This is a genomic window from Streptomyces sp. NPDC091377 (assembly GCF_044757045.1).
Classification (GTDB): domain Bacteria; phylum Actinomycetota; class Actinomycetes; order Streptomycetales; family Streptomycetaceae; genus Streptomyces.
In genome coordinates, this window is sequence record NZ_JBIVUE010000001.1 from 453,996 (window position 1) to 479,738 (window position 25,743).

Below are 25,743 nucleotides of genomic sequence, written 5' to 3' on the forward strand. Positions count from 1 at the left end.
GCCCCGACCGCGCCCGTGCTGAACCCGGGCGAGGAGTGGACGGACCTCGCCCTGGAGGAGTTGGCCGGCCTCGGGGAGAACTGGCGGAACCTGGTCGCCCACGCCACCACCGCGGCGTCCGCCCGCCCGAGCGCCACGTGGGAACGGACGGCCCGCGCCCTGATCGACGCCGTCGCCCCGGACGACCCGCGCCCCCGGATCCTGCGCTGGCTCGCCCTGGTCGGCCGCCCGCGCACGGTCCCCCTGCTCACGTCCATGTACGCCACCGACGCCAACAACACCTTCGACGCCTTCAACGCCAACGCACTACGGGGCCTGGTCTGGCTGCTGCCGCTCCTGCCGGACGGCGCTCCTGTCTCCGGGGTCGCTCCCGTTCCCGGGGTCGCTCCTGTCTCCGGGGGCGCTCCCGTCTCCGGGACGGCTCCTGTCTCCGGGACGGCTCCTGTCTCCGGGGCTGCCGGTGCCGATGCGCCTACCGTCCCCCGGGCGGCCGACGCCGGGGCGATTCCCGTCTCCGACGCGGCCACCGCCCGTGCCCTCGCCCGTCTCACCGAGACCAGCCTCCGGCGCGTCCCCGGCCTCGGCCCCGTCAATCCCAAGGTCGCCAACGCCGCCGTCAACGCCCTCGCCCGTATCGAGCACGAGGCGGGCCTCGCCGAACTGGCCCGGCTCGCCACCCGCGTCACCTACAAGGGCACGCTCAAGCTGATCGACGCAGCCCTGGACGCCCGCGCCCGGGCGCTCGGCCTCAGCCGCGAGGAGATCGAGGAACTCGCCGTCCCGGCTTACGGGCTGACCGAGGTCGGCCGCGCCGAGCACCTCCTGGGAGACACCACCGCCCTGCTGGAGGTGCGGGGCGGCAAGGCCGTGCTGACCTGGCGCAACGCCTCCGGCAAGACCGTCAAGGGCATTCCGGCGGCGGTCAGGCGCGACCACCCCGACGAGCTGAAGGAACTGAAGGCGGCCGTCAAGGACATCGACAAGATGCTCTCGGCGCAGAGCGAGCGGCTCGACCGCCAGTTCCTCGCCCGCCGCACCTGGCCCTACGCCGTCTGGCGCGAGCGGTACCTCGACCACCCGCTGGTCGGCACCCTGGCCCGGCGCCTGCTCTGGACGGTCGACGGCACCGTCGTCGGCTACGCGGACGGCCACCTGCGCACCCTCACCGACACCCCGGTCACCGCCTCATCGGCCACCGAAGGCGCGGAGGGCGCGGAGGGCGCGGAGGGCGCCGAGGTGACGATCTGCACCCCGTCGGCCATGAGCCGGCCGAGATCGTCGCGTGGCGGGACTGGCTGGAGCGCCACGCCGTCACCCAGCCGTTCAAGCAGGCCCACCGGGAGGTCTATCTCCTCACCGACGCCGAGCGCGCCACCGGCACCTACTCCAACCGCTTCGCCGCGCACGTCCTGCGGCAGCACCAGTTCCACTCCCTCGCGGCGGTCCGCGGCTGGAACAACAGGCTGCGGCTCTGCGTGGACGACGAGGCCCCGCCCGCCACCCGCGACCTGCCCCAGTGGGGCCTGCGCGCCGAGTACTGGATCGCCGGCGACGGCACGGAGTACGGCGTCGACACCACCGACTCCGGCAGCTTCCTGCGGCTGCGCACCGACCAGGTCCGCTTCTACCCGATCGACGCCCCGGAGAACTGGGCGCACTGCTGCGGCGGCGAGTACCGCATGTGGCTGCGCGACGGCGCCGACCCCGTCGAGTCCCTCCCCCTCACGGAGGTCGACCCCCTGGTCCTGTCCGAAGTCCTGCGGGACGTCGACCTGTTCGTCGGCGTCGCCAGCGTCGGCAACGACCCGACCTGGCAGGACGGCGGACCCGAGGGCCGCTACCGCGACTACTGGACGTCGTACGGCTTCGGTGAGCTGAACCAGACCGCGCAGACCCGCCGCGCGCTGCTCGAACGCCTGATACCCCGCCTGGCGATAGCCGACCGCTGCCATCTGGAGGGCCGCTTCCTGCACGTCAAGGGCGAGCGCCACACGTACAAGATCCACCTCGGCTCGGGGAACATCCTGAGATCGCCCAACGACCAATACGTGTGCATCGTCCCCAAATCGAGCGCGTCGGGTGCGTCAGGCGCGTCCGGCGTCTCCGGTGCCGGTGGCCGGTCGGCCGACTATCTGCCCTACGAGGGCGACCGGATGCTCGCGGTCGTCCTCAGCAAGGCGACGATGCTGGCCGCCGACACGAAGATCACCGACCCGACGATCCTGAGCCAGCTCTGACCCAGGGCGCCCCCGGGCCACGAACGCCGAGGTCCCCACCCTCCCGGACAACCAGGAAAGCGGGGACCTCGACGTGAAGGGTGGCGGGACCAGAACCGGTGCCGAGACCAGAACCGGTCACGCGGCCCGAACCGGCAGCGGGACCAGAACCAGTACCGACACTCAGAACCGGCGGGTGATCAGTGCCTTCTTCACCTCGGCGATCGCCTTCGTGACCTCGATGCCACGCGGGCAGGCGTCCGTGCAGTTGAAGGTCGTGCGGCAGCGCCACACACCGTCACGGTCGTTGAGGATCTCCAGCCGCTGCTCACCGGCCTCGTCACGCGAGTCGAAGATGAAGCGGTGGGCGTTGACGATGGCGGCCGGACCGAAGTACTGGCCGTCGTTCCAGAACACCGGGCACGACGAGGTGCAGGCCGCGCACAGGATGCACTTGGTCGTGTCGTCGAACCGCTCGCGGTCCGCCGCGGACTGGAGCCGCTCGCGCGTCGGCTCATTGGTGTCCTTGGTGATCAGGAACGGCATCACGTCCCGGTACGCCTGGAAGAACGGCTCCATGTCCACGATCAGGTCCTTCTGGACCGTGAGCCCCTTGATGGGCTCGACCGTGATGGGCTTCTCCGGGTTGAGGTCCTTGATCAGCGTCTTGCACGCCAGCCGGTTCTTGCCGTTGATCCGCATGGCGTCGGAACCGCAGATGCCGTGCGCGCAGGAACGCCGGAAGGTCAGCGTGCCGTCGATGTCCCACTTGATCTTGTGCAGACCGTCGAGGACCCGCTCCTTGGGGTCGATCTCCAGCTGGAAGTCTTCCCAGGTCGCCTCGGCCGAGACCTCGGGGTTGAAGCGGCGCACACGGAAGGTGACCGTGATGTACGGAGACTCCGCGGCCTCCGCCTCCACCTTGTCCAGAACGGGGGTTGCCATCAGTACTTACGCTCCATCGGCTGGTAGCGGGTCTGGACGACCGGCTTGTAGTCGAGACGGACGGACTCGGTGCCGTCGGCGCCCACCTCGCGGTACGCCATGGTGTGGCGCATGAAGTTGATGTCGTCGCGGTTCGGGTAGTCCTCGCGGTAGTGACCGCCGCGGGACTCCTTGCGGGCCAGCGCGGAGATCGCCATGACCTCGGCCAGATCGAGCAGGTTGCCCAGCTCGACGGCCTCCAGCAGATCCGTGTTGAACCGCTTGCCCTTGTCCTGGATCGAGACGTTCCGGTACCGCTCGCGCAGCTCCGCGATCTTCTCGACCGCCGTCTTGATGGTTTGCTCGGTACGGAACACCATGACGTTGGCGTCCATGGTCTCCTGCAGCTCACGGCGGAGTTCCGCCACGCGCTCGCTGCCGGTGGAGGTGCGCAGCCGCTCGATCTGCTCGATCACGACGGACTCCGGGTTCTCCGGAAGCTCCACGAAGTCGGCCTTCTGGCTGTACTCCGCGGCGGCGATACCGGCCCGGCGACCGAAGACGTTGATGTCGAGCAGCGAGTTGGTGCCCAGCCGGTTGGCGCCGTGCACCGAGACACAGGCGACCTCGCCGGCCGCGTACAGCCCCGGCACGACCGTCGTGTTGTCGGAGAGGACCTCGCCCTCCACGTTGGTCGGGATACCGCCCATCGCGTAGTGCGCGGTCGGCTGGATCGGGATCGGGTCCGTGTACGGCTCGATACCGAGGTAGGTCCGCGCGAACTCGGTGATGTCCGGGAGCTTGGCGTCGAGCTGCTCCGGCGGCAGGTGGGTGAGGTCCAGATAGACGTGGTCGCCCTCGGGACCGCAGCCGCGGCCCTCCCGGATCTCCGTGTAGATGGAGCGGGACACGACATCACGGGAGGCCAGGTCCTTCATGACCGGCGCGTACTTCTCCATGAAGCGCTCGCCGTCCTTGTTGCGCAGGATGCCGCCCTCACCGCGGGCGCCCTCCGTGAGCAGGATGCCCATCCGCCAGATGCCGGTCGGGTGGAACTGGAAGAACTCCATGTCCTCCAGCGGCAGCCCGCGCCGGTACACGGCCGCCTGGCCGTCGCCGGTCAGGGTGTGGGCGTTCGACGTCACCTTGAAGAACTTGCCGCAGCCGCCGGAGGCGTAGATCACGGCCTTCGCCTGGAAGACATGGATCTCGCCGGTCGCCAGCTCGTACGCCACGACACCGGCCGACCGCTTGACGCCGTCGACCTCGGTGATCAGCTGGTCCAGGACGTAGAACTCGTTGAAGAACTCCACGCCCTCCTTGACGCAGTTCTGGTACAGCGTCTGGAGGATCATGTGGCCGGTGCGGTCGGCGGCGTAGCAGGAGCGCCGGACCGGGGCCTCGCCGTGGTTGCGGCTGTGCCCGCCGAAGCGGCGCTGGTCGATGGTGCCGTTCGGGGTGCGGTTGAACGGCAGGCCCATCTTCTCCAGGTCGAGGACCGAGTCGATGGCCTCCTTCGCCAGGATCTCGGCGGCGTCCTGGTCGACCAGGTAGTCACCGCCCTTGACCGTGTCGAAGGTGTGCCACTCCCAGTTGTCCTCCTCCACATTGGCGAGCGCGGCGGCCATGCCGCCCTGTGCCGCGCCGGTGTGGGAGCGGGTGGGGTAGAGCTTGGTCAGCACGGCGGTGCGGCTGCGCTTCGTCGACTCGATGGCCGCGCGCATGCCCGCGCCACCGGCGCCGACGATGACGGTGTCGTACTTGTGGATCTTCATCAGGAATACCTCAGCCCCGTGCCTAGCGGATGTTCGGGTCGAAGGTGAAGATCACCAGCGTGCCCAGCAGGATGGTGAACACCGTGGCGGTGTACAGCAGGCCCTTCAGCCACAGACGCGTGTTGGCACGCTCCGCGTAGTCGTTGATGACGGTGCGCAGGCCGTTGGCGCCGTGCAGCATCGCGAGCCACAGCATCAGCAGGTCCCAGACCTGCCAGAAGGGGGAGGCCCAGCGGCCGGCGACGAACGCGAAACCGATCTTGGAGACACCGCCGTCCAGCACCAGCTGGATCAGCAGGTGGCCGATGACCAGGACGACCAGCACGATGCCGGACAGCCGCATGAACAGCCAGGCGATCATCTCGAAGTTGCCGCGCGTGCTGCGCGGGGTCTTCTTGGTGCGGGCGCGCGGCGGCTCGATGAGCGGGGCCGGATTGTCGACCGTGTAGACGGGGTTGCTCTCGACGGGGCCGATCCCGGAGGCGGTCTTCTCAGTCGTGGACATGCGCGTCAGCTCCCGAACACTTCACGAGCGGCGTGACCGAGGACGGGGTAGATCGCCCCGAGCATCAGCACCACCCAGATGCCTACGACCGACCAGAGCAGCTGCTTCTGGTAGCGGGCGCCCTTCGACCAGAAGTCGACGGCGATGACACGCAGGCCGTTGAGCGCGTGGAACAGGATCGCGGCGACCAGGCCGTATTCCAGCACGGCGACGATCGGCGTCTTGTACGTGGCCACGACGTCGTCGTAAGCCTCGGGGGAGACACGCACGAGAGCGGTGTCCAGCACGTGTACGAACAGGAAGAAGAAGATGAGGACGCCGGTGACTCGATGAGCCACCCAGGACCACATTCCTTCCCGGCCGCGGTACAGCGTTCCAGCCGGCACGGAATTTCCTCCGGGAGCGGGGATTGGGGCCGCGCCGGCTTGTGCGGTCGGTGGGGCCCGGCCGGGTACGGTCCACCGGCCCCCAGCATGGTATCTGCGGTTGACCGCGGCGCTGAGCGGGGGTGTGGCTGTGTGATCAAAGTGGCACGCGGATGGGTGATGTGCGGCTAATGGGGTGATGCGGCCGACTTTGTTCCGGATGCGGGTGAGCCTTGCCGGAATGCGGGTGAGCCGTGGCCGGAGGTGGGTCGGTCCTGCCTGGAGGCAGGTGCGCCGTGCCCGAACGTGGGTCGTTCCTGCCCGGAGGCGGGTCCGCCGTGTCCGGGCGCGGGGCCGTTGTCTCGGTCCGTGCGGTTCCCCGCGTCGCGGAGGAGGTCCACCAGCCGTCCCTTCGCCAGTTGGCGCAGTTCCTCCCAGGCGGTCACCCGTTCGTCCTCGGGATCGTTCGTCAATCGTGACCGGATGGCGGCGAGGAACTGGGCGAGGGCCTCGTCCGGCGGTACGTGGTCCAGGCAGACGACGAACGCATGACCGAATCGGGACTCGTAGGCGGCGTGGGCCGCGCTGAGGGCCGTGTGCGCGGCGCTGTACGTGCCGTCGGGAAGGGTGGGGAGGGGCTCGCCCGCCAGGGCGTCGGCGAGTTCGGCCGAGGTCAGGTCGTACGCCGCTTCGTCGGACGCGGCGAACAGGGCCTCCACATCGGGGTAGGGGCGGTGGGCCGTGAGCCGTTCGGCCCAGCGCGGGCTGCGCAGACAGAGCAGCAGGGCGCGGCGGAGTTCGGCGGCCGGAGCGGCGTTGAAGGAGTGGAGGGGAGGCGGCGCGGACAGGCGCGTCTGCTCAGGAAGGAGGCGGGTCACGTCACGTCGTAGGTCGGCGGCGCCGCGTCGGTCGCGGCGCGCGTGTCGGCTGATGAATGTGTGAGAGATGTGCCGCCACGTTATCGAGAGTGGTCATCCTGTGTCCGACGGTTATCCGAATTTCACCCGGACGGGAGAGTTTCGGAACCTCTCGTGGACACACCCTTGTGCTTGCGGCATTAGGTTGACGACGTGGGCGGACACAGGCGCGGTACATCGGCGGAGGCGGAGCGGACCGTCCGGCGCAGGGCGCTGCTGATCGCGGCGGCCGTGGTGGTGTTCGGCGTGGGACTCGGACTGTGGGCCTCCGGCGGCGACGGCGACTCCGGGGGCTCGGGCGACCGTACGACCGGCTCGGCCACGTCCGCGCAGGTCCCGCCCGGCACCAGCGCCAGCCCCAGCCCGACGCGCTCCTACCCCTTGTCCGAGGCGCCGCGCACCATCCCCGCCGTCCGGTCGCACACCCCCGCGCGCGGCCCCGGCTGGCGGCCCGAGCGCGGGTACCGGGTGGTGGTCGCGGACGGCGCGCTGGCCGACGAGGGGCGGTTGCTCGCCGGTGAGCTGGGGCTGACGTACGCCGGGGAGCGCGACGACGTCCGGCAGGGGGACGTACGGCTGGCGCTCGGCGGCGGGAAGGGGGCGGGGCCGGAGTCGTACGCGATGACCGTGGGCGGCGGGCGGGTGTCGATCAGCGGGCCCGGCGAGGCGGGCGTGTTCTACGCGACCCGGACGCTGAAGCAGGAGGTCGCGGGCGGCGGCACGGCGCCCGAGGGGGTGGTGCGGGACGAGCCGGCCAAGCCGCGGCGCGGGTTCATGCTGGACATCGCGCGCAAGCCGTTCACCGCGGCCTGGATCGAGGACCGGGTGCGGGAGCTGGGCGATCTGAAGTACAACGAGCTGGGGCTGCACTTCTCCGACGACCAGGGCTTCCGGATCGCGTCGGACACCCACCCGGAGATCGTGTCGAAGACCCATCTCACCAAGGCCGAGGTGCGGCGGATCGTGGCGCTCGCCCGGAGCCGGCACATCACCGTCGTGCCCGAGATCGACTCCCCGGGCCATCTCGGCGCCGTCATCGCCGCCCACCCCGATCTGCAACTGCGCAATGTCAACGGGGTCGCGCTGCGTGGCGCGATCGACATCGCCAACCCGGACTCGGCGGCGATCGTGGACGAACTGCTCGACGAATACGCCGGTCTGTTCCCCGGCGACCAGTGGCACCTCGGCGGCGACGAGTACCTCGCGCTGACCGTCCGCGACCCACAGGCGTCCTTCCCGAAGCTGGTCGCCGCCGCCCGGGAGCGGTACGGCTCCGGCGCCACCGTCGCCGACCTGGCCACCGGCTGGCTCGATGACCGCGCCGATACCGTCCGCGCGAACGACCGCGTCCCGCGCGCGTGGAACGACGGCTTCTACACCGGTACGTCCGTGCGGCCCGCCGCCGACCTCCTCGTCGCGTACTGGACGGGCAAGGAGATCGGCGCCCGCCCGCCGGTGGAGTATCTGCGCGCGGGCCGGAAGCTGATCAACTACAACGACGAGTACCTCTACTACGTCCTCGGCGAGCCGCAGACCTTCGTCTACCCGACCGGGGAGCGGATCTACGAGGAGTGGACCCCGCGTGTGGTGCGCGGCTCGGGTGCCGTCGCCGCCCGCTACGAGGGGCAGATCCTGGGCGGCTCCTTCGCCGTCTGGTGCGACATCGCCAACGCGCAGACCCCGGACCAGGTCGCCGCCGGGATCCGGCTGCCGCTGCGGGCGACCGTGCAGAAGCTGTGGGACCCGGGGAAGCCGGAGCTGTCCTGGCCCGAGTTCCGCGCACTGGCCGACCGCCTCGGCTGACGCCCGGCCGCCCACGCCGCGGCCTTCGTTACCGTACGGTCGCGATCCGTGCTTGTGATCCGTACGGCCGTGACGGGACGGGACGAGCCGCGAACGACACCCGGGGGACACCGGCAGCCGTGCGATGCCCTCCCGCCGGGGCTGCGGTTGCCGAACTCCCCTGCCTGTGTGACGAATTGCCTGGCCGCAGCGCTCTTATCAGTGTGACGACGATGAGGACGACTGCGACGACTGCGACGACTGCGACGACTGAGACGGCCGCGGCGAGCACGACGAGTGCGGCGAGTGCGGCGAGCACGACGAGTGCGGCGAGTGCGGCGAGTGCGGCGAGTGCGGAGACTGGGCCGGCGGCGGAGACCCCCCGTCCCTCCGCCGCGGCCAGACCCGTGCGCTGGGCCGCCGACATCGTGTCCACCCTCCGGGAGGGCGCGCGGCTGCGCCTCGACTACTCGGCCCAGTCCCTGTGGAGCGCGGACCGGCTGATCGGCGAACTGCGCCGGGAGGACACCCCGTACGCCGCCGCCGAGCAGGTGCTGCGCGGGCTGGGGGCGTACGCCGGTGAGGTGATCGTGCGCCAGACCGGCGCCGAGTGGTGGTCGAGCGGCGGCGACCACTGGGTCCGTACCCCGAACGGTCGGCTGTGGGACCCCCTGGACGAGGCCCGGCGATGTTTCAGCGGGGAGGGGTCACTGCGCCTGCTGTGCCGGGACGCGACGGCGGGCCAGTAGGCGGGGTGGGGTGGGGGTCTCGGTGACTCCTTCGGCGCCACCGGCGTCGTAGGGACCGTAAGGGCCGCAGGGGCGGCAGGCGCGGCAGGGACCGCAGGGCGGCGCACGGGCCTCACCCGGGTGCTCAACTACCCACCCATGGGCTGGATCCAGCGCGGACGTCACAGCCGCAAAAGGTTGTACGGAAACAGCCGGGCTTTCGTGTGGGGATACCCACGCCCCCTGCCTGTGAAATTCCTGTGCCGTTCGTTGCAGGATCGGAAGAGCCCCGGGGGGCGGGGGTGAACCGAGGGGGACTCATGGGACACGCGGACCAGGACGGCCGAGCGCCGTACGCCACGGAGATGCGGGGTCGGGCCGCCGCGTTCGTCGCACATGCGACCGCCCGCAACCGGCTGCCGCTGGACTACTCGGTGAACAGCCTGCGCCTGGTCGACGTACTCGCCGACGGACTGCGCAAGGGCGGCGCCGAGGGGGAGCGGGCCCATCGCACCCTGTGCGCGCTCGGCGCGTACGTGGGTGAGGTGCTGGTACGGCACGCGGGCGGGTGCTGGGTGGACTTCGACGCCGAACAGCGGGCCTACTTCGGCCACCCGGTCGGCGTACGGATGCCGGACGGCCGGCACTGGAACCCCCTCGGCCGGGTCACCAACCGCTTCACGACCGGCAGCCCCGAGGACTCGACCCACACCTTCTACCTCACCCTGCACGGCAGGGCCCGGCGCTCGTGGCGGGACGGGGCGACACGACTGCCCGCCCTCCCGCATTGAACCGCCGCCCGCCCGCGAGCCGTCGTATCCGTACGGTGACGACTGGTTCGTGACAAGGAGGGGTGCCCGATGCACTCAGGCACGGTGTGGGCCGGCGAAGAGATACCGAACCGCCTCAGGGAGGGCATGGCGCGGCAGGCGGAGGCGTTCTCCGAGGTCTCCGGGCAGCCCACGCTGTGGGCCGCCCCCCGCGGGACCGAGTGGGGCGGAAGCAGGTCGACCGAGGAGCTGATGGACAGCTATCGGGCCTTTGCCGAGCCGCTGGGCTACCGCGTGGTGAATGTGTGGGAGAACGTCGAGTACCTCTCCCAGGCTCTGCCCGCGGAGAAGCGGAATCCGCAGATGCTCATGGACATGTGGTCCTGGGACATGCGGAACGGCGGGCAGATCTCCGTCAAGGACTCGGTTTCCTACTGTGTTCTGGGCGTCGAAGGAGGGGTGCTCCTCGACGGCAACGCCAGTCCGGCCCCCGGGACCAAGTACACGGGAGCGGAGGAGGCGTTCCAACGCGATGTGACGATCCCGATGATCGACAGCGACGCGTCCATCTACTACACCCCCGTGGACCACGTGACCTACGGGGACGGCGGAATGAACGACGACAACGACGCCGTGGCCCCGCAGATCGACATCTGGGCCATGGCGGCGCGGCCGGGCAGCGAGGGTCAGGAGATCATGCGCGGGGCCGCGGAGAGCATGTTCGACCGATACGTCAAGATGGCCCAGGCCAGTGTCGCCGAGGGCGATGTCGTCATGCTGCACGGCCCTGAAGAGGGACGGTTCGTCCCCGGAGAGTTCAGGACCAACAGCTCGGTACTGGGGAAGAAGGCCAACGTCGACGACCCCGAGTGGGCCTTCATCCCAGGGGAACTCGCCGTGCACTCGCTGTACGACGGAATCGCCAAGGTCGACAACCGGCACGGCGGCTCGGCCATGGGAGTCCCCGACGAGGCATGGCCGCTGCGCACCTCACCGACGGGCCCGCTCGTGGACAGACAGCGCACCCTGCCCGCGCTGAACCTCACGAAAACCTACGAGGGGTCCTGGAAACAGGGCCGTGAACAGTCCAACCCGCTGGCGTACTACGCGTCGATGTCCGCTTTCGACCCCAACAGAACGAGCACCTCCCCCACCGCCCCGGCTCAGATCTCGCGATCATCGAGTTCGAGCCAGGGCTCCCGCCGAAGCCGATAGCCCGGCCCACGATGCGTGCCACCCGTACGTACTTCCCGGCCATTCGATCGTGCACTTCGGCTCCTGCCGGAGCGGTGCGGATCCGGAGACGCGGTCTTTCATTGCGCAACGCGGGTGTCGGCTCCAGGGGCAACCTGCCGTGTCCATGACGCAGACGAGTCCTTGGGTAAGAGAAGGGTAAGGGCGGGTGGCGCGGTGGGCGGTCGAGCTGATTCGCCGAGGGTTTGCGATAGTGACTCTTCGCGGTCATGTGGGTGCTTTGAGTGAGGAGATGCTTCTGGCCAATGTGCCTTTATCGAGAACTCGCTCCCTTGACGAACAAATGAACCCCCCTGTTTTCTCGGGCCACTTGTGTGAATCCTGTGAACGGGATGGGTGGGGCAGTGGAGCAGGGGTGTGGTGTGCGCGGTCTGGGACGGGCTGTGAGATGGGGGCTGGTGTCCGCGCTGTTGCTGACCGGTGGCTCGTACACGCTGGGGGCGTCCCCGGCACTGGCCGCGGCCTGCACGGCCGGCACCGAGTCGGACTTCAACGGCGACGGCATCCGGGATGTCGCGATCGCGGATCCGCAGGCGCCGGTGTCGGGCAAGGACGCGGCCGGTCTGGTGCGGATCGTGCTCGGTGGCGGCAAGGGCACCTCAGAGGTGTCGCAGGCCATGTCCACGATGAACGCGTCGCCTGAGACGGCGGACCAGTTCGGCTACGCGATCGCCACGTTCGACGCGAACGCGGACGGCTGCACGGACCTTGTGGTGGGCACTCCGTACGAGGACGTCACGGTGAGCGGCACCACTCAGGCCGACGCCGGTGCCGTGTACATCGTCCACGGATCGCCGACGGGCATCGGGCCGACGGCCACCGTGGACGGCTTCTCCCAGAGCGGATTCGTCTCGACGGCCACCACAGAGGCGGGCGATCTGTTCGGGTTCGCCCTGGCGGCCGGAAAGAACCCGTCGAACAACCCCTACCTGGCCATCGGGGGACCCGGCGAAGACGTCGGTGCCGCCGTGGACGCGGGCGGCGTCCACGTCATGGAAGGCACCGCCAAGGGATCGGTCCACCAGGACGTCGACGGCGTGGCCGGAGTCGCGGAGAACAACGACCGCTTCGGCGCGTCCCTGGCCGCCACCTCACGCTTCGTCGCCATCGGGATCCCCGGTGAGGCGATCGGGACACAGGCGTTCGCCGGCGGGGTCGGTGTGTTCAACCACACCCTCACCACGGCCGACGCGCTGGACCAACTGGTCGGCCTCGACGAGAACCACCCCGCGCTCACCTCCGGCACGGCCGAGAGCGGTGACCGCTTCGGAACGGCCTTGTCGATACTGCCCTACCGGGCGCTGTGGGCGGGCTCCTCCGGCGACGTGTTGCTCGCCGTGGGTGCCCCGAACGAGGACGTCGGAGCGGTTTCCGACGCCGGCGCCGTCACCGTGCTTGAGGTCGGGACGAGGGGAGCGGTGTCAGAGGTGAACCTCATCGACCGGATGACGGGCGGGGCGGACGACGCCACGGGTGTCGACGGTGAACCGGTGGTGGGCGACTTCTTCGGGCAGCGGGTCTCCCTGGCGAACCTGGCACCGGACGCGCCCTTCACCACCAACATCAAGCTCGCGGTCGGTGTGCCCAACCAGGAGGTCGGCGCGGCGGAGAACGCGGGAGCCGTGCACATACTCCGCCCAGGGAGTTCACCGGGCACCGGGGACAAGATCCTGCACCGGGGTGACGGGATCCTGCCGCACGCGGCCGAGGCGAGGGACTTCACAGGGATGGCGCTGACCGGCACCTCGGAAAGCCTGTATATCGGCGTGCCGTACAGCAAGACGGCTGGCCTGCAGAAAGGCATCGCCTATTCGGTGCCCTGGACGCTGATCAACGACGGAACGGGCTCGGTGACGACCTACCGGCCGGGGGCGGACGGTCTGCCGGACGTGGGCAAGGCGTTCGGATCCGTCATTCGCTGAGCGGCCGGTTCGGATTCCCGCGGCCGACACCGGCACAGATCTTCAACCAGGGGGCGGAACAGTGGTGTACAGAGGGATACGTCCTGCCCGCACACGGGCCGGTCTGCTGTCCGTGACGCTGACGTCGATGCTGGCAGCCGGCCTCGTGATCCCCGCCCAGGCGGCGGAGCCACCGAAGGCCCCGGCAGCCGAGCGACAGGCGCCCGCTGCCGTGGCCGGCGAGCGGGAGGCGGTCTCGGCGGCGGCCGAGCACGGTGAGCGGGTGGAGGTCACCAACCTCCGCAAGGAGAACAGCGAGACCTTCGCCAACCCGGACGGCACATTCACCGTGCGGGAGTACGCGCAACCCGTGCGGGTCCGCAAGGACGGCAAGTGGACCGGGATCGACACCACCCTTGAGGCGGGGCCCGGGCAGCGGCTGGTGCCACGCGCCGCCTCCGCCGCGATGTCGTTCTCCCCCGGCGGCGAGAGCCCCTTCGCCACGCTCGTCCGGGACGGACGGACCATGTCCGTCTCCTGGCCCCACGGCAGCCTGCCCCGGCCGGAGATCGACGGCCCGACCGCCACCTACCGCTCCGTACTGCCGGATGTCGACCTCGTGGTGAGGGCCGAGCCGGACGGCTACAGCCATGTCCTGGTGGTGCGTTCGGCGAAGGCTGCCGCGCATCCGAAGCTGACATCGATCGACCTGCCCGTCACGACCAGCGGCGTCGACCTGGAGCGTGGGGCCGAGGGCACGCTCGTCGCCAGGGACGAGACATCGGGCGGCAAGGTGTTCGAGGCACCTCAGCCGGTCATGTGGGACTCCAGCGGCGCCCCGCGGGACACCCCGCCGACCGGGACGACGGCTGCTTCCCAACCTCCGGAAGGCGCCCGGATCGCCGACGTGGGGCTCGGCCTGGGCAAGGACTCCATGGTCCTCACCCCCGATCCGGACCTGCTGCGCGGGAAGAACACCCGGTACCCCGTGTACATCGACCCGGTGACCCGCACCACCTCACGCACCAGCTGGACCTGGGTCTCCTCGGGGAACCCGGGCCTGGAGGGCTGGAAGTTCTCCAACTCGGCCGACGGCATCGAGTCCGGCAAGGGCGTGGGACGCTGCCCGGCCGATGTGTCCGTCCGCTGCGTCGGCTCCAACGATGTGCAGCGCCAGTACTACGCGATGCCCACCGGCGCGTACGAGGGCAAGACGATCCTCAGCGCCGAGTTCTCGATCACCCTGGTGCACACCTACAACAGCGAGGCCAAGCAGGTCGGACTGCACCGGGTGAACTCCTCCGGCGGAGCGGCCATCAACTCCGGCACCAACTGGGGGAACAAGCCGTCCAGCAAGGCCCTGATCACCACCAAGTCGCCGACGAACCCGACAGGGTCCTGTACGTCGACCAACCAGAACGTACGGTTCGACGTCACGGGATCCCTCTCCAAGGCCGCTACCAGTGGATGGGACTACACCACCTTCGGGCTCGCCGCGGTGGACGAGGGCGCGTACGCGTCGTGGAAGCGGTTCTGCAACAACGCCGCGCTGGAGGTGACGTACAACCGTCCGCCGTTCCAGCCGACGATGGGCGAACTGTCGATGAACCCGGGCGGGAAGTGCGAGGCCGGCCGGGCGACCAGCCACTACGCCAACAAGCGGCCCACACTCAAGGCCACCGTCTGGGACCCGGACCACGGCGACGCCGGATCCAACACGGAGCAGCTCAAGGCCCAGTTCGAGATCTTCTGGACCGACACCGGCGGGGTCGTCAGAAGCCACACGGTGACGACCCCCTCCAAGACGTCCAACAGCATGAAGGGCCGGCTCAGCGGCTGGGAGACCTTCAAGTACACCGTCGGTGACGACATTCCCGGCGACGGCACGGGAGCGTTCACCCCGCCGCAGAACACGGTGATCGGCTGGTGGGTGCGGGCGTCGGACGGAACGGCCTGGGGGCCGTGGAGCCACGAGGGGAACGGCACCCGATGCGAGTTCATCCTGGACTCCACCAAGCCGGACGCGCCCACGGTCTCCTCCCTCCAGTATCCGGAGGACGACGCCTGGCACCCCGGTGTGGGTGACTACGGCACCTTCGAGCTGTACTCGCCCGGCACGAGCGTGGCCAAGTACGTCTACCAGTTCAGCGGCGAGCCCGAGAGCACGGTGTTCCCCTCCGAGCCGGGCCGGCCGGCCGTGATCCGCTGGATGCCCAAGACCGAGGGACCCAAGAAGCTGTACGCGGAGGCGTGGGACACCGCGGGCAACAGCCGCGAGGTCGTGACCAGCTACGACTTCCAGGTCGCCAAGGGGCGTTCCCCGAAGGGCGCATGGGCGCTGGCCGACGCGGCGGGCTCCCCCCAGGCCGGGGGCGGTGGGGGCGCGGGCCCGGCGACCGCCGGAAGCGGGGTCACTTTCGGGGCACGAGGTCCGCACGGCTCCGTCCGCACCGCGGCCACCCTGGACGGCACCGCCGGCGCCTACCTCAACACCGGCCAGCATCTGATCGACACCGACAAGACCTTCTCGGTCGCCGCCTGGGTGAAGCTGCCCGCCGTTCCGGCCACCTCGATGAGCGTGATCAGCCAGGACGGCTCGGCCCAGTCCGGCTTCTCGCTCGGCTACAACGCGCTGAAGAAGCGCTGGTCCTTCCTCGCCCCCGACAACGAGATCGACTCCATGACGAGCTGGGAGGTCACCGGCCCCGCCCCGGTCGTCGACGAGTGGACCCATCTGGTCGGGGTCTATGACAAGGACGAGGGCCACCCGGAGGGCACCATGCGGATGTACGTCAACGGCCGCATGGTCTCCGGTGCGCCCCAGCCACGTGCCACCAGTTGGAACGCCGGCGGCGCGCTGCAGATCGGACGGGCCCTGGAACCCGCCGGGTACACCGCCCACCTCAAGGGCAGCGTGGCCGACGTCCAGGTCTTCGACCGGGTGGTGGCCCAGGGCGAGGCCACGATGCTGGGCGGCCTTCCACCTCTGCAACTGGCCTACTGGGAGATGGACGAGGCCGTCTCCGGAGCGGTACCCGCCTCCGCCGGTACCACCGCGCTGACCCTCTCCGGCGGCGCCTCCGTCTTCCAGCCGCAGGACACCTGCGATCCTCTGCTCGATCCGGCATGCGTGCCGGTCGCCCAGCCGATGTGGGGCGCCGGTCATCTGGCCCTGAGCGGGTCCGGAGCGTACGCCTCGCGACCGTCGGGGCTGCTGAAACAGCGGGCCAGCTTCACCGTCACGGCACGCGCCCGGCTGTCCTCGCTCGGCGCCACCGCCGACCAGACCGTCCTGTCCCTTCCCGGCACCGCGGGAACGGCGGCCCTGGTCCGGTTCGACGCGGCCACCGACCGCTGGCAACTGGCCGTCACGGACAAGGACGCCGCGAGCGCCACGGTCACCGAGGCCGCCGCGATGGGGGTCGTCCCCAGCGTCGCCGCCGACGGGGACCATCTGGCGCTGTCGTACAACGCCCTGTTCGGCGAGATCCAGCTCTATGCCAATGGATCACCCGCCGGGCCACCGGTGGCCTGGACGAACACCTGGGACCTGACCAAAGCCGGCCTCCAGCTCGGCCGCACCGGAATCGGCTCGACGGCGGGGGAGTACTTCTCCGGCGCGGTCGACGAGGTCCGGGTCTACGAAGGTGCCCTGGACGAACCACTGATGGCCCTGGTGCCGGGCCTGGAAGGCGGCACGAGTCTGGGCGGGGACGAGACCTGACCCCCGTCATGGGTGCCCCCCTCATGGGCGCATGAGCGCCCCCGTCACGGGTGGGTGACCGGCCCCTGACCGGCACCTCTCGGTCACCGCCGTCCCGCCGCCGTCCCGCCGCCCCGCCCCTCGTTCGCGCTCCCCCCTCCCCCCCTGTCTGGAGATGCCCGTGGCCCGGTCCGCCTGGTTCCGCTCTCAAGCCCGCCGTCTGCGCTCCGGCACCGTGACCGCCCTCGGTGTGGCGCTCACGGTCGGTCTGCTGCCGGCCTTCGCCCCCGAAGCGGCGGCGGAGGAGACCGGAAAGGACCGCCCAGGTGTCCAGGAGGATCTGGGCAAGCCCGTGGAAGGCCGGACGTTCCCGTCCGAGAAACGCCCCGCCAGTCCTGAGATCAAGGGCAAGGTGACCACCCCGGCGAAGGTGACCTGGCCCGCTCCCGGTACCGACACCCTCACCCTGAGGAACACCTCCGCCCAGGTGGGCAAGTTGCCTGTGGAAGTGGGACCACCCAAGAGACTCAGCAAAGCCAGACCCGCCGCGGAACGCGTGTCCGTCGAGGTACTGGACCGCAAGCGGACCCGGGCCGCCGGGGTCGACGGGGTCCTGATGACCGTGCGTCACGCCGCCGACGTCGCCTCCGGCACCGCCACCCGGCTGGAGCTGGACTACTCCGGCTTCGCGTCGGCGTACGGCGGGGAGTACGGCTCCCGCCTCAGGCTGGTCACCTACCCGGAGTGCTTCCTGACCGACCCGGGCAAGGCCGCCTGCGCGAAGCCGCGGCACCTGCGCAGCGACAACCGCACGGCCACGGACACCCTGACCGCCGACGTGCCCCTCGCGGCCGACAGCGGTGTGACGGTCCTGGCCGCGACGGCGGCGACCGGCGGGGACCAGGGTGAGTTCGGAGCGACTCCGCTCGCCCCCTCGGCCGAGTGGAGCGTGTCGAACTCCTCCGGCGCCTTCAACTGGAACTACCCGCTGCGCACTCCGCCCGTCCCGGGCGGTCTCTCCCCCTCCATCACCTTCGGGTACAACTCCCAGAGCGTGGACGGCCAGACCGCCGCCACCAACAACCAGGGCTCCTGGGCGGGGCTGGGCTTCTCCTACGAACCCGGCTACATCGAACGCCGCTACAAGGCGTGCTCCGACGACGGCCACGCGGAGACCAACGGCGACCTGTGCTGGGCGTACGACAACGCCACCATCCAGCTGCCCGGCGGCCCGGCCGGTCAGCTGATCAAGGACGACACCAGCGGTGAATGGCGGGTCGCCGCCGACTCCAACACCAAGATCGAAAAGCTGACCGGTGCCGAGAACGGTGACAACAACGGCGAACACTGGAAGGTCACCACCACCGACGGCACCCAGTATTTCTTCGGACTGGACAAGCTGCCCGGCCACGCCACGGGCAAGGAGCTGACCAACTCCACCTGGCGCGTGCCGGTCTACGGCGATGACGCCGGCGAGCCCTGCTACCAGGCCACCCTGGCCAACGCCCACTGCCTACAGGCATGGCGCTGGAACCTCGACTACGTGATCGACCCCAACGGCAGTGTGATGGCCTCCTTCTACACCAAGGAGATCAACTACTACACGCAGGGGCTGAAGACCACCGAGAACGGCAAGGCGTACGCCCGCGGCGGCTACCTCAAGCGCATCGAGTACGGTCTGCGCGAGGGCAAGGTGTTCTCCACCCCCGCCTCCGCCAGGGTCGTCTTCGACACCGCGGAGCGCTGCCTCGGGGCCGCCGCGGACTGTGAACCCGCCGACCTCACCGACACCACCGCCACGCGCTGGCCCGACGTACCGTGGGACCAGAACTGCAAGGTGGACACCAAGTGCGTGGGGCAGAACTCGCCGACGTTCTGGACCCGTAAGAAGCTCACCCAGGTCACCACCCAGATCCGCAGCGGGAGCGGCTACTCCGACGTCGATTCCTGGACGCTGGGCCACACCTTCACCGACAACGGCGACAGCTCCCGGTCCCTGTGGCTGGGCACCATCAAGCACACGGGGCACGTGGGCTCGACCGCCGTCGCGATGCCCTCGGTCCAGCTTGAGAACACGCAGTTGCCGAACCGGATCGACAAACCCGGCGACAACATCCAGGCGATGAACCGCTCGCGGCTCTCCGGTGTACGGAACGAGACCGGCGGCGACCTGGACATCATCTACCACGCCGCCGAATGCAAGGCCGCCGCCCTCCCGTCCCCGGACTCACCCACCACCGCCTGCTACCCGGTGAAGTGGAACCCCCCGGGCGTACAGGACCCGATCACCGACTGGTTCCACAAGTACCTCGTCGCCCGGGTGGTCGAGGGCGACCACACCACCGACGCCCCGGACATGACCACCGCATACGAGTACCTCGGCGACGCGGGGTGGAAGATGGCGCGGGCCGACGGCATCACCGAGGCCAAGTACCGCACCCGCAGCGACTGGCGCGGCTACGGCAAGGTCCGCGTCACCAAGTCCGACGGCACCACCGCCGCCGACCACCGGCGCACCGAGCACACCTACCTGCGCGGCCTGGGCGGCCAGGTCACCGTCTCCACCGGTGCCACCTACACGGACTCCGACCACCTCTCCGGACTACAGGTGGAGTCCGCCACGTTCGACGGCGCCTTCGCCACCGACAAGCTGGTCTCCAAGTCGACCACCGACTACTGGGTCAAGAACACCGCCTCCCGCGCCCACAGCTGGGCCACCGACCGCGCCTACTACATCCGCCCCCAGACCACCCGCACCTTCACCACCCGCTCCTCCGGCGCCGCGCGCGAGACGGTCTCCACCCATCGCTACGACAGCCTCGGCCGGGTCAGCGAGACCGACGACTACGGCGAGACCGACGTCGCGGACAACACCTGCACGCGCAACACCTACGCCGCCAACTCCTCCACGCACATGCTGGAGATGATCGCCCGCGTCGAGACCGTGGCCGTCGGATGCGCGACCACGCCCGACCGCAAGACCCAGGTGATCTCCGACGACCTCACCTTCTACGACGGCAAGGGCCTCGCCGAGGCCCCCACCCGCGGCCTCACCACCAAGGTGCAGCGGCTGGCCTCGCACAACGGCACCACCGCGACCTACGAGACCGTCACCTCCTCCGCGATCGGCGACTTCGACGCCTACGGCCGCCCACTGAAGGTCACCGACGCCGCCGGCACCGCGACCACCATCCAGTACACGGAGACCGACGGCCTGACCTCCAAGAAGGTCGAGACGAACGTCCTGGGCTGGGAGTCCACCACCGAGTACGCCCGCGCGTGGGGCGCCATGGCGGCCCAGATCGACATGAACGGCAAGCGCACCGACCTGGCCCACGACGCGCTCGGCCGGCTGACCGACGTCTGGATGCCCGACCGCTCGAAATCGCTGAACGCCCTGCCCTCGCTCAAGTACTCCTACCACTTCCCCACCAACGCCCCGGTGGCCGTCCGAACCCAGCGCCTTGAGAAGGGCGGCTTGACGTACGGCTCCGAGTACCAGATCTACGACGGGCTCCTGCGTCCGCGGCAGAAGCAGACCGAGGGCCCGGACGGCGGCCGGATGATCGCCGACACGATCTATGACGGTCACGGCGACCTCGTCCAGACCAATATCGACTACTACACCACCGCCGCCCCCGCGGCGACGCTCTTCCAGGCCACCGGTGAGATCGACGGCCAGGTCTTCACCACCCATGACGGCGCCGGCCGCAAGACCGCGGACATCACCAAGTCCGCGGGGGACGAGAAGTGGCGCGTCAGCTTCGCCTACGACGGTGACCGCGTCCACGCCGACCCGCCGACCGGCGGCATCCCCTCCACCACCCTCACGGACGCCCGCGGCCGTACCACCGAGATCCGCCGCTACAAGGGCGCCGCTCCCGCCCCCACCGGCCCGGCCACCGGCTACGAGTCCACGCGGTACACGTACCTGCCCGGCGGGCAGCTGGAGACCGTGAAGGACCCGGCCGGCAACGTCTGGACGTACGAGTACGACCAGCGTGGCCGCAAGAAGGCCGCCGTCGACCCGGACACCGGCCGCTCCACCTACGCCTACGACGTCCTGGACCGGCAGACCTCGTCCACCGACGCCCGGGGCAAGAAGCTCTCCACCGTCTACGACCAGATCGGCCGCCCGGTCTCCACCTGGGAGGGCGACCCCACCACCGGTACACGCCTCACGCAGAGCACCTACGACCACCTCGCCAAGGGCCAGCCCTACGGTACGTACAGCTACAGCGGAGGGCAGGTCCAGTCCTCCACGGTCGTCACCATGATCGACGAGATGTACCAGCCGCTGGTCACCAAGGTGACCCTGGCGGGCAGTGAGGCGGCCGAACTCAAGGGGACGTACGAGTTCGGCACCCAGTACAACGACGACGGCACGGTCCAATCGATGAGGATGCCCGCCGCCGGCGGTCTGCCCTCGGAGACCATCGGGTTCTCCTACGACGACGTCCAGCGCCCGACGAGCATGACATCGCCGCTCGGATCGTATGTAGCGACCGCGACCTACACGTCCACCTCGCTGCTCCAAGGGCTGACCCTGGGCGCGATGACGGCCCAGTCGAAGAAGACGTTCCTGGGCTACGAGTACGAGCGCGGCACCGACCGGCTCACCAACTCACAGGTGAGGGTGGAGGGCACCACCCCCGTCCATGACGCGAACTACACGTACGACCCGGCCGGCAACATCACCTCCATCGCCGACACCCCGACCGGCACCACAGACGTCCAGTGCTTCACCCACGACTGGGAACGGCGTCTGAAGTCCGCCTGGACCAGCTCCAACACCCCCAACCGGGCGGCGGGCACCGGCGCGGCCGACGCGGCCTGCGCCGCCGCCCCCACCGGCTCCAATGTCGGCGGCACCACGCCGTACTGGCAGGAGTTCACCTACGACGCCTCCGACAACCGGGAGACCCAGGTCCTCAAGGGGCTCGGCGGACGCCCCGACACCACCCGCAGCTACACCTACGGCAAGGACGCCTCCGGCGACGGCGGACCGCACACCCTCCTCAAGGTCGACGAGACCACCCCGGCACACGGCAGCACCCCGGCCGTCAACAGCCAGGACACCTACGGCTACGACGCGGCGGGGAACACGGAGCAGCGGGTCGTCGACGGCACCACCCACGACCTGAACTGGTCGGCCACGGGCCGGCTGTCGGGCCACACCAAGGCCGGACAGACCTCCACCTTCTCCTACGACTCGGGCGGCTCCCGCATCCTGCGCAAGGAACCGGGCAAGCAGACCCTGTACCTGCCCGGCATGGAGCTGTCCCTGGACACCACCACCCGGGCCGTCACGGGCACCCGCTACTACTCCTTCGCCGGCAAGACCGTGGCCGTGCGCACCCCCCAGGGCGTCAAGGCCCTCGGCGGTGACCACCAGGGCACGATGTCCGTCGCCGTCGACCCGGCCACCGGTGCCGTCTCCAAGCGCCGCATGGACCCCTTCGGCAACGAACGCGGCACCGCGACGGGGCCCTGGCCGGACGACAAGGGCTTCCTCAACAAGCCCGTCGACGCCTCCACCGGCCTCACCCACATCGGCGCCCGCGAGTACGAACCGGAGAACGGCCGGTTCATCTCCGCCGACCCCCTGATCGACTTCACCGACGCCCAGCAGATCAACGGCTACGCCTACGCCAACAACACCCCGATCACGGCCTCCGACCCCACCGGCGAGATGCTCGCCGACCCGGTCGGCAGCGGCCTGGGCTTCGGCAGGGCCGACCAGATCACCCGCTACTACGCGGAACGCCCCAACCTCTACGCCTATTACCAGTCTTACAGCCCCAAAAAGGCAACTGCCGAGGCCCATGCGGCCATCGCAGAGGCGGAGGCGTCAGCGGCCAAGCAGCGGGCCATCGCCGCGGCGAAGGAAATCGCCGCGATCATGGCCGACGAGCTGGGCATCACGGACGCGCTGGACTGCTTCACCACGGGCAACTTCGGAGCGTGCGGGTCGACGGCCTTCAATATCGTCACGAGCGCCGTCGGCGGCGCTATCGCCAAACTCGCAGTCAAATACGTCAATCCGCTGAAGTGGGATAAGGGCAAAGCCCTGGTCAAGCAACTCGCCGGACTGTCGGACGACTTGCTCGGCGGACTGTTGAAGTGGTCGAGTGCCTCGAAACGGGCGGACGATCTCGCGGACAAGGCCGCCGACATCCCTGATGGCCGCAAGGGTCGAGATGTGGACGACCCGGGCTGTGCCGTCAGTAACAGCTTCACCCCCGACACCAGAGTCCTGATGGCCGACGGCACCACCAAACGCATCAGAGACGTCAAGGCCGGGGACGTGGTCAAGGCCACCGACCCGGAGACCGGCAAGACGTACGACCGTAAGGTCACTGCCGAGATCAAGGGCAAGGGCGCCAAGCAACTAGTCAAGATCACTCTCGACACCGACGGCGCTTCCGGCACCAAGACGGCGTCCGCCACCGCAACGGACGGCCACCCCTTCTGGGTCCCCGCCCTCCGTGACTGGATCGACGCCACCGATCTGAAGCCCGGCCAGTGGCTCCAGACCTCGGCCGGAACACGCGTCCAGGTCACTGCGCTGAAGCGCTGGACCGCGCCGAACCAGACGGTTCACAACCTGACGGTGGCGGATACGCACACGTACTATGTGCTGGCGGGGGCTACGCCCGTACTCGTTCACAACTGCAATGATGAGATTCCCGATGTCCTTCATCACTACACGAATGAAGCTGGGCATGATGGGATATTGGCGAGCCAAGAGCTTCGCCCGTCCACTCAAGCGGCGAACCCCAATGACGCCAAGTTTGGCGATGGCCAATATCTCACCGACGTTCAGCCTGGAACGAAGAGGCCTGGGCAGCTATCCGCCGCCTTCTATCGAGTTCCCTGGCTTGGGCGAAAGGTTTCTCACTATATTTCGATCGATGTGCGCGGGCTAGATGTGCGTAAGGGAAGGGAAGGGGTCTTCTATATTCTAAATAGTGAGCCTCTTGATCTCGCCGGCCGCATCGTAGGGTCTGGAAGGAATTAGTGTGAGGTACGTCAAGGTGGCATGGAGCCATGATCTCGAAGATGAGCCGGTCCTCTATCTGAGCGAGCTCGGCGAAGACGGGTACGAGAATAGGAAGATTCAATTCTTCCGCGACGGCAAGGTCGAGTGGGCAGATGAATTTCATGAGACAGCAAGTGTCGGTCTCTCTGAAGTCGCTTTCCCGCACGATATTCGAGAAATCTCTGACCAGCCGGAGTTCTCTGCTGCAGAGATAGCTCCGGAAGAGTTCGAGCGGGAATGGGTAAAGGCTCGTTCGGTGGAATGAATGGTCGCACTCTGACGGGTGATGCGGGGCGGTCTCGTGGCCTCGTTGCGCAAATCTCACACCACGGCTATGGATAGCGTGAGCAAATTAGAAGCCCCGCCAGGAATGTCCTGGCGGGGCTTCGCGGGCGTCTGACGGCAGTAGTTGACGGCAACGTCAGCGGACGTGGGTGGCGCGGGATGGTGGTTCTTCACCGTCGGCACCGACCGCCTCGGTGATCGCCGGGCCGTGGAGTGCGGTGCTGAGGGTGTCGATCGCGTCTCGCTGGAGGCGGAGTCGGACGTGGGCATAGACGGTGGCGGTGACGCCGATGTGGGCGTGGCCGAGGAGTTCCTTGATCACGACGAGTTCGACGCCCTGTTCCAGGAGCAGGGTCGCGGTCGAGTGCCTGAGGTCGTGGAAGCGGATGCGGCGGAGGCCGGCCTTGCGGAGGAGCATGGTGAAGATACGCGTGAGGTTGGTCGGGTCGATCGCACAGCCCTGCGGCGTGGTGAACACGTACCTGTTCTGACGCCACGCGGTGCCTGCTGCCTCACGCTCGCGTTGCTGCTGTTCGTGGTGGTGCTTCAGCGACTGGACACAGCGGGCAGGGAGGGCGATACGGCGCTCGGAGGCCCGGGTCTTGGTGGGCAGCGTGGTGAGTCCACCCGTGCTGGTGCTGCAATGTGCGGCGGACGGCAGCGGTGCCCCGGTCGAGGTCGAGGTCTTCCCAGCGGAGGCCGAGGAGTTCGCCTTTGCGGAGTCCGGTGTGGAGCGCGAGTTCGAACAAGGCATGGAGCCTGTGTCCGCGCGCGGCTGTGAGGAACTGGCGGGCTTCGTCGGCGGTAAGGGGTTCGAAGCGTCGGGGCCGGGGTGTGCTGGTGCGGACGTTACGGGCCACGTTGCGCGGGATTTCCTCCTCGCGCACGGTGTGCTCCAGGGCGGACTTGAGCACGGAGTGGATGTAGGCCATCATCAGCGGAGAGAGCCGCTTGAAGCAGCGTACGCGGTCAAGGGACGTGGTGTTTTCGTCCGCCAGGAACCGGAGCCGGGCAAGCACCACGGGACGATCACGAACTACCTGCTGCGCGATGAGATCACCCGCGAGGCACGTGTGGCCGCCACCGAGTTCGCCGACCTCAGCGACGAGGAGCTGCTGGCGCGGGAAGCAGAGCTCGACCGACGATGGGACGTGGTTCGGGAGGAGCATCAGCGGCTTTACGGCGAGCGCCGGAAGGTCAAGCGGGAGAAGAGCCGACGCGGCCTGTTCCTGCCACCCCTGCATGACGACGACGCCGAGCCGGACATGTCGCCGAGCGAGAAGCTGAACACCGCGCTGGCCGAATCGAAGAAGCGCCGGCAACAGCGGCCCTGACCATCGACCGGGCAACTCGATCAGTGGGTGAGCTGTTCAGAGTTTCTTTACTTGATCAAGGGCGCCCCGCTGACGCGGGCCGCCGCGCGCTGGCGGTCGGCGACCGCCGCCCGCTCCTGTCTGCCGCCCCGCTGGCGACGGCCGCCGACCACTCGGCGCGCAGAGTCCGGGAGCGTAGCCGGACCACCAATCGGAAGCCCCGGTCCGACCGTTCAGCAGCAGGCTGGCCGGGCACCTGAGAG

At 69.1% G+C, this 25,743-nt stretch carries 14 protein-coding genes and 2 pseudogenes; 10 read left to right on the top strand and 6 right to left on the bottom strand.

The window, feature by feature from the left end; genetic code table 11:
- Positions 1–525: 525 nt before the first annotated feature.
- Positions 526–2,237, top strand: a pseudogene (locus ACIQNG_RS02130) (DUF4132 domain-containing protein); the annotation flags it as partial.
- Between the two features lie 162 nt (positions 2,238–2,399).
- Here ACIQNG_RS02130 and ACIQNG_RS02135 read toward each other — a convergent pair.
- The 5 genes from ACIQNG_RS02135 to ACIQNG_RS02155 all read right to left on the bottom strand — a co-directional run bounded on the left by ACIQNG_RS02135 (position 2,400) and on the right by ACIQNG_RS02155 (position 6,663).
- Entirely contained in the window at positions 2,400–3,161 is a 762-nt protein-coding gene (locus ACIQNG_RS02135; RefSeq protein WP_401437441.1) for a succinate dehydrogenase iron-sulfur subunit, read from the bottom strand.
- Positions 3,161–4,915 (bottom strand): succinate dehydrogenase flavoprotein subunit, encoded by a 1,755-nt coding sequence (gene sdhA / locus ACIQNG_RS02140; protein ID WP_401482268.1) that lies wholly within the window; start codon positions 4,913–4,915, stop codon positions 3,161–3,163. The genes ACIQNG_RS02135 and sdhA overlap by 1 nt, the downstream gene beginning before the upstream one ends.
- A 22-nt stretch (positions 4,916–4,937) precedes the next feature.
- The gene (locus ACIQNG_RS02145) at positions 4,938–5,420 is read right to left on the bottom strand and encodes a succinate dehydrogenase hydrophobic membrane anchor subunit (protein WP_401437437.1); all 483 of its coding nucleotides are present in this window, start codon (positions 5,418–5,420) and stop codon (positions 4,938–4,940) included.
- A gap of 5 nt (positions 5,421–5,425) precedes the next feature.
- The gene (gene sdhC / locus ACIQNG_RS02150; protein WP_401437434.1) at positions 5,426–5,806 is read right to left on the bottom strand and encodes a succinate dehydrogenase, cytochrome b556 subunit; all 381 of its coding nucleotides are present in this window, start codon (positions 5,804–5,806) and stop codon (positions 5,426–5,428) included.
- A 167-nt stretch (positions 5,807–5,973) separates the two neighbouring features.
- Positions 5,974–6,663, bottom strand: coding sequence for a 2-oxo-4-hydroxy-4-carboxy-5-ureidoimidazoline decarboxylase (locus tag ACIQNG_RS02155; protein ID WP_401482269.1), 690 nt, complete (start codon positions 6,661–6,663; stop codon positions 5,974–5,976).
- Positions 6,664–6,915: 252 nt separating this feature from the next.
- Here ACIQNG_RS02155 and ACIQNG_RS02160 point away from each other — a divergent pair, with 252 nt between their 5' ends.
- From ACIQNG_RS02160 to ACIQNG_RS02195, 8 genes are all read left to right on the top strand, one after another.
- On the top strand, positions 6,916–8,505 hold the full coding sequence (locus ACIQNG_RS02160; protein ID WP_401437598.1) for a glycoside hydrolase family 20 protein: 1,590 nt from the start codon (positions 6,916–6,918) through the stop codon (positions 8,503–8,505).
- 386 nt (positions 8,506–8,891) lie between these two features.
- On the top strand, positions 8,892–9,233 hold the full coding sequence (locus ACIQNG_RS02165) for a hypothetical protein (protein ID WP_401482270.1): 342 nt from the start codon (positions 8,892–8,894) through the stop codon (positions 9,231–9,233).
- A 299-nt stretch (positions 9,234–9,532) separates the two neighbouring features.
- A complete protein-coding gene (locus ACIQNG_RS02170; protein WP_401482271.1) occupies positions 9,533–10,003 on the top strand; it encodes a hypothetical protein in 471 nt (156 codons plus the stop codon).
- A 69-nt stretch (positions 10,004–10,072) separates the two neighbouring features.
- Positions 10,073–11,197 carry a hypothetical protein gene (locus ACIQNG_RS02175; RefSeq protein WP_401482272.1) on the top strand — a complete coding sequence of 375 codons (1,125 nt, stop codon included), beginning with the start codon at positions 10,073–10,075 and terminating at the stop codon, positions 11,195–11,197.
- A 437-nt stretch (positions 11,198–11,634) separates the two neighbouring features.
- Entirely contained in the window at positions 11,635–13,158 is a 1,524-nt protein-coding gene (locus ACIQNG_RS02180) for a VCBS repeat-containing protein (RefSeq protein ID WP_401482273.1), read from the top strand.
- A 127-nt stretch (positions 13,159–13,285) separates the two neighbouring features.
- The gene (locus ACIQNG_RS02185; RefSeq protein WP_401482274.1) at positions 13,286–16,861 is read left to right on the top strand and encodes a LamG-like jellyroll fold domain-containing protein; all 3,576 of its coding nucleotides are present in this window, start codon (positions 13,286–13,288) and stop codon (positions 16,859–16,861) included.
- 160 nt (positions 16,862–17,021) lie between these two features.
- Positions 17,022–23,861, top strand: coding sequence for an HYD1 signature containing ADP-ribosyltransferase family protein (locus ACIQNG_RS02190; protein ID WP_401482275.1), 6,840 nt, complete (start codon positions 17,022–17,024; stop codon positions 23,859–23,861).
- 1 nt (position 23,862) lies between these two features.
- Positions 23,863–24,147 (top strand): DUF6881 domain-containing protein, encoded by a 285-nt coding sequence (locus tag ACIQNG_RS02195; RefSeq protein WP_401482276.1) that lies wholly within the window; start codon positions 23,863–23,865, stop codon positions 24,145–24,147.
- Positions 24,148–24,303: 156 nt separating this feature from the next.
- Here ACIQNG_RS02195 and ACIQNG_RS02200 read toward each other — a convergent pair.
- A pseudogene (locus ACIQNG_RS02200) lies at positions 24,304–25,126 on the bottom strand (tyrosine-type recombinase/integrase); the annotation flags it as partial.
- Positions 25,127–25,240: 114 nt separating this feature from the next.
- On the opposite strand from ACIQNG_RS02200, the gene ACIQNG_RS02205 reads away from it, so the two are divergent.
- Positions 25,241–25,501: a hypothetical protein gene (locus tag ACIQNG_RS02205; protein ID WP_401482277.1), complete on the top strand. Its 261-nt coding sequence runs from the start codon at positions 25,241–25,243 to the stop codon at positions 25,499–25,501.
- Positions 25,502–25,743 lie beyond the last annotated feature (242 nt).

What these genes read in the sequence shown, in the direction of transcription:
- ACIQNG_RS02135 (WP_401437441.1), bottom strand. Translation starts at nt 3,161, where the DNA reads ATGGCAACCCCCGTTCTGGACAAGGTGGAGGCGGAGGCCGCGGAGTCT.
- sdhA (WP_401482268.1), bottom strand. Translation starts at nt 4,915, where the DNA reads ATGAAGATCCACAAGTACGACACCGTCATCGTCGGCGCCGGTGGCGCG.
- ACIQNG_RS02145 (WP_401437437.1), bottom strand. Translation starts at nt 5,420, where the DNA reads ATGTCCACGACTGAGAAGACCGCCTCCGGGATCGGCCCCGTCGAGAGC.
- ACIQNG_RS02170 (WP_401482271.1), top strand. Translation starts at nt 9,533, where the DNA reads ATGGGACACGCGGACCAGGACGGCCGAGCGCCGTACGCCACGGAGATG.
- ACIQNG_RS02175 (WP_401482272.1), top strand. Translation starts at nt 10,073, where the DNA reads ATGCACTCAGGCACGGTGTGGGCCGGCGAAGAGATACCGAACCGCCTC.
- ACIQNG_RS02185 (WP_401482274.1), top strand. Translation starts at nt 13,286, where the DNA reads ATGCTGGCAGCCGGCCTCGTGATCCCCGCCCAGGCGGCGGAGCCACCG.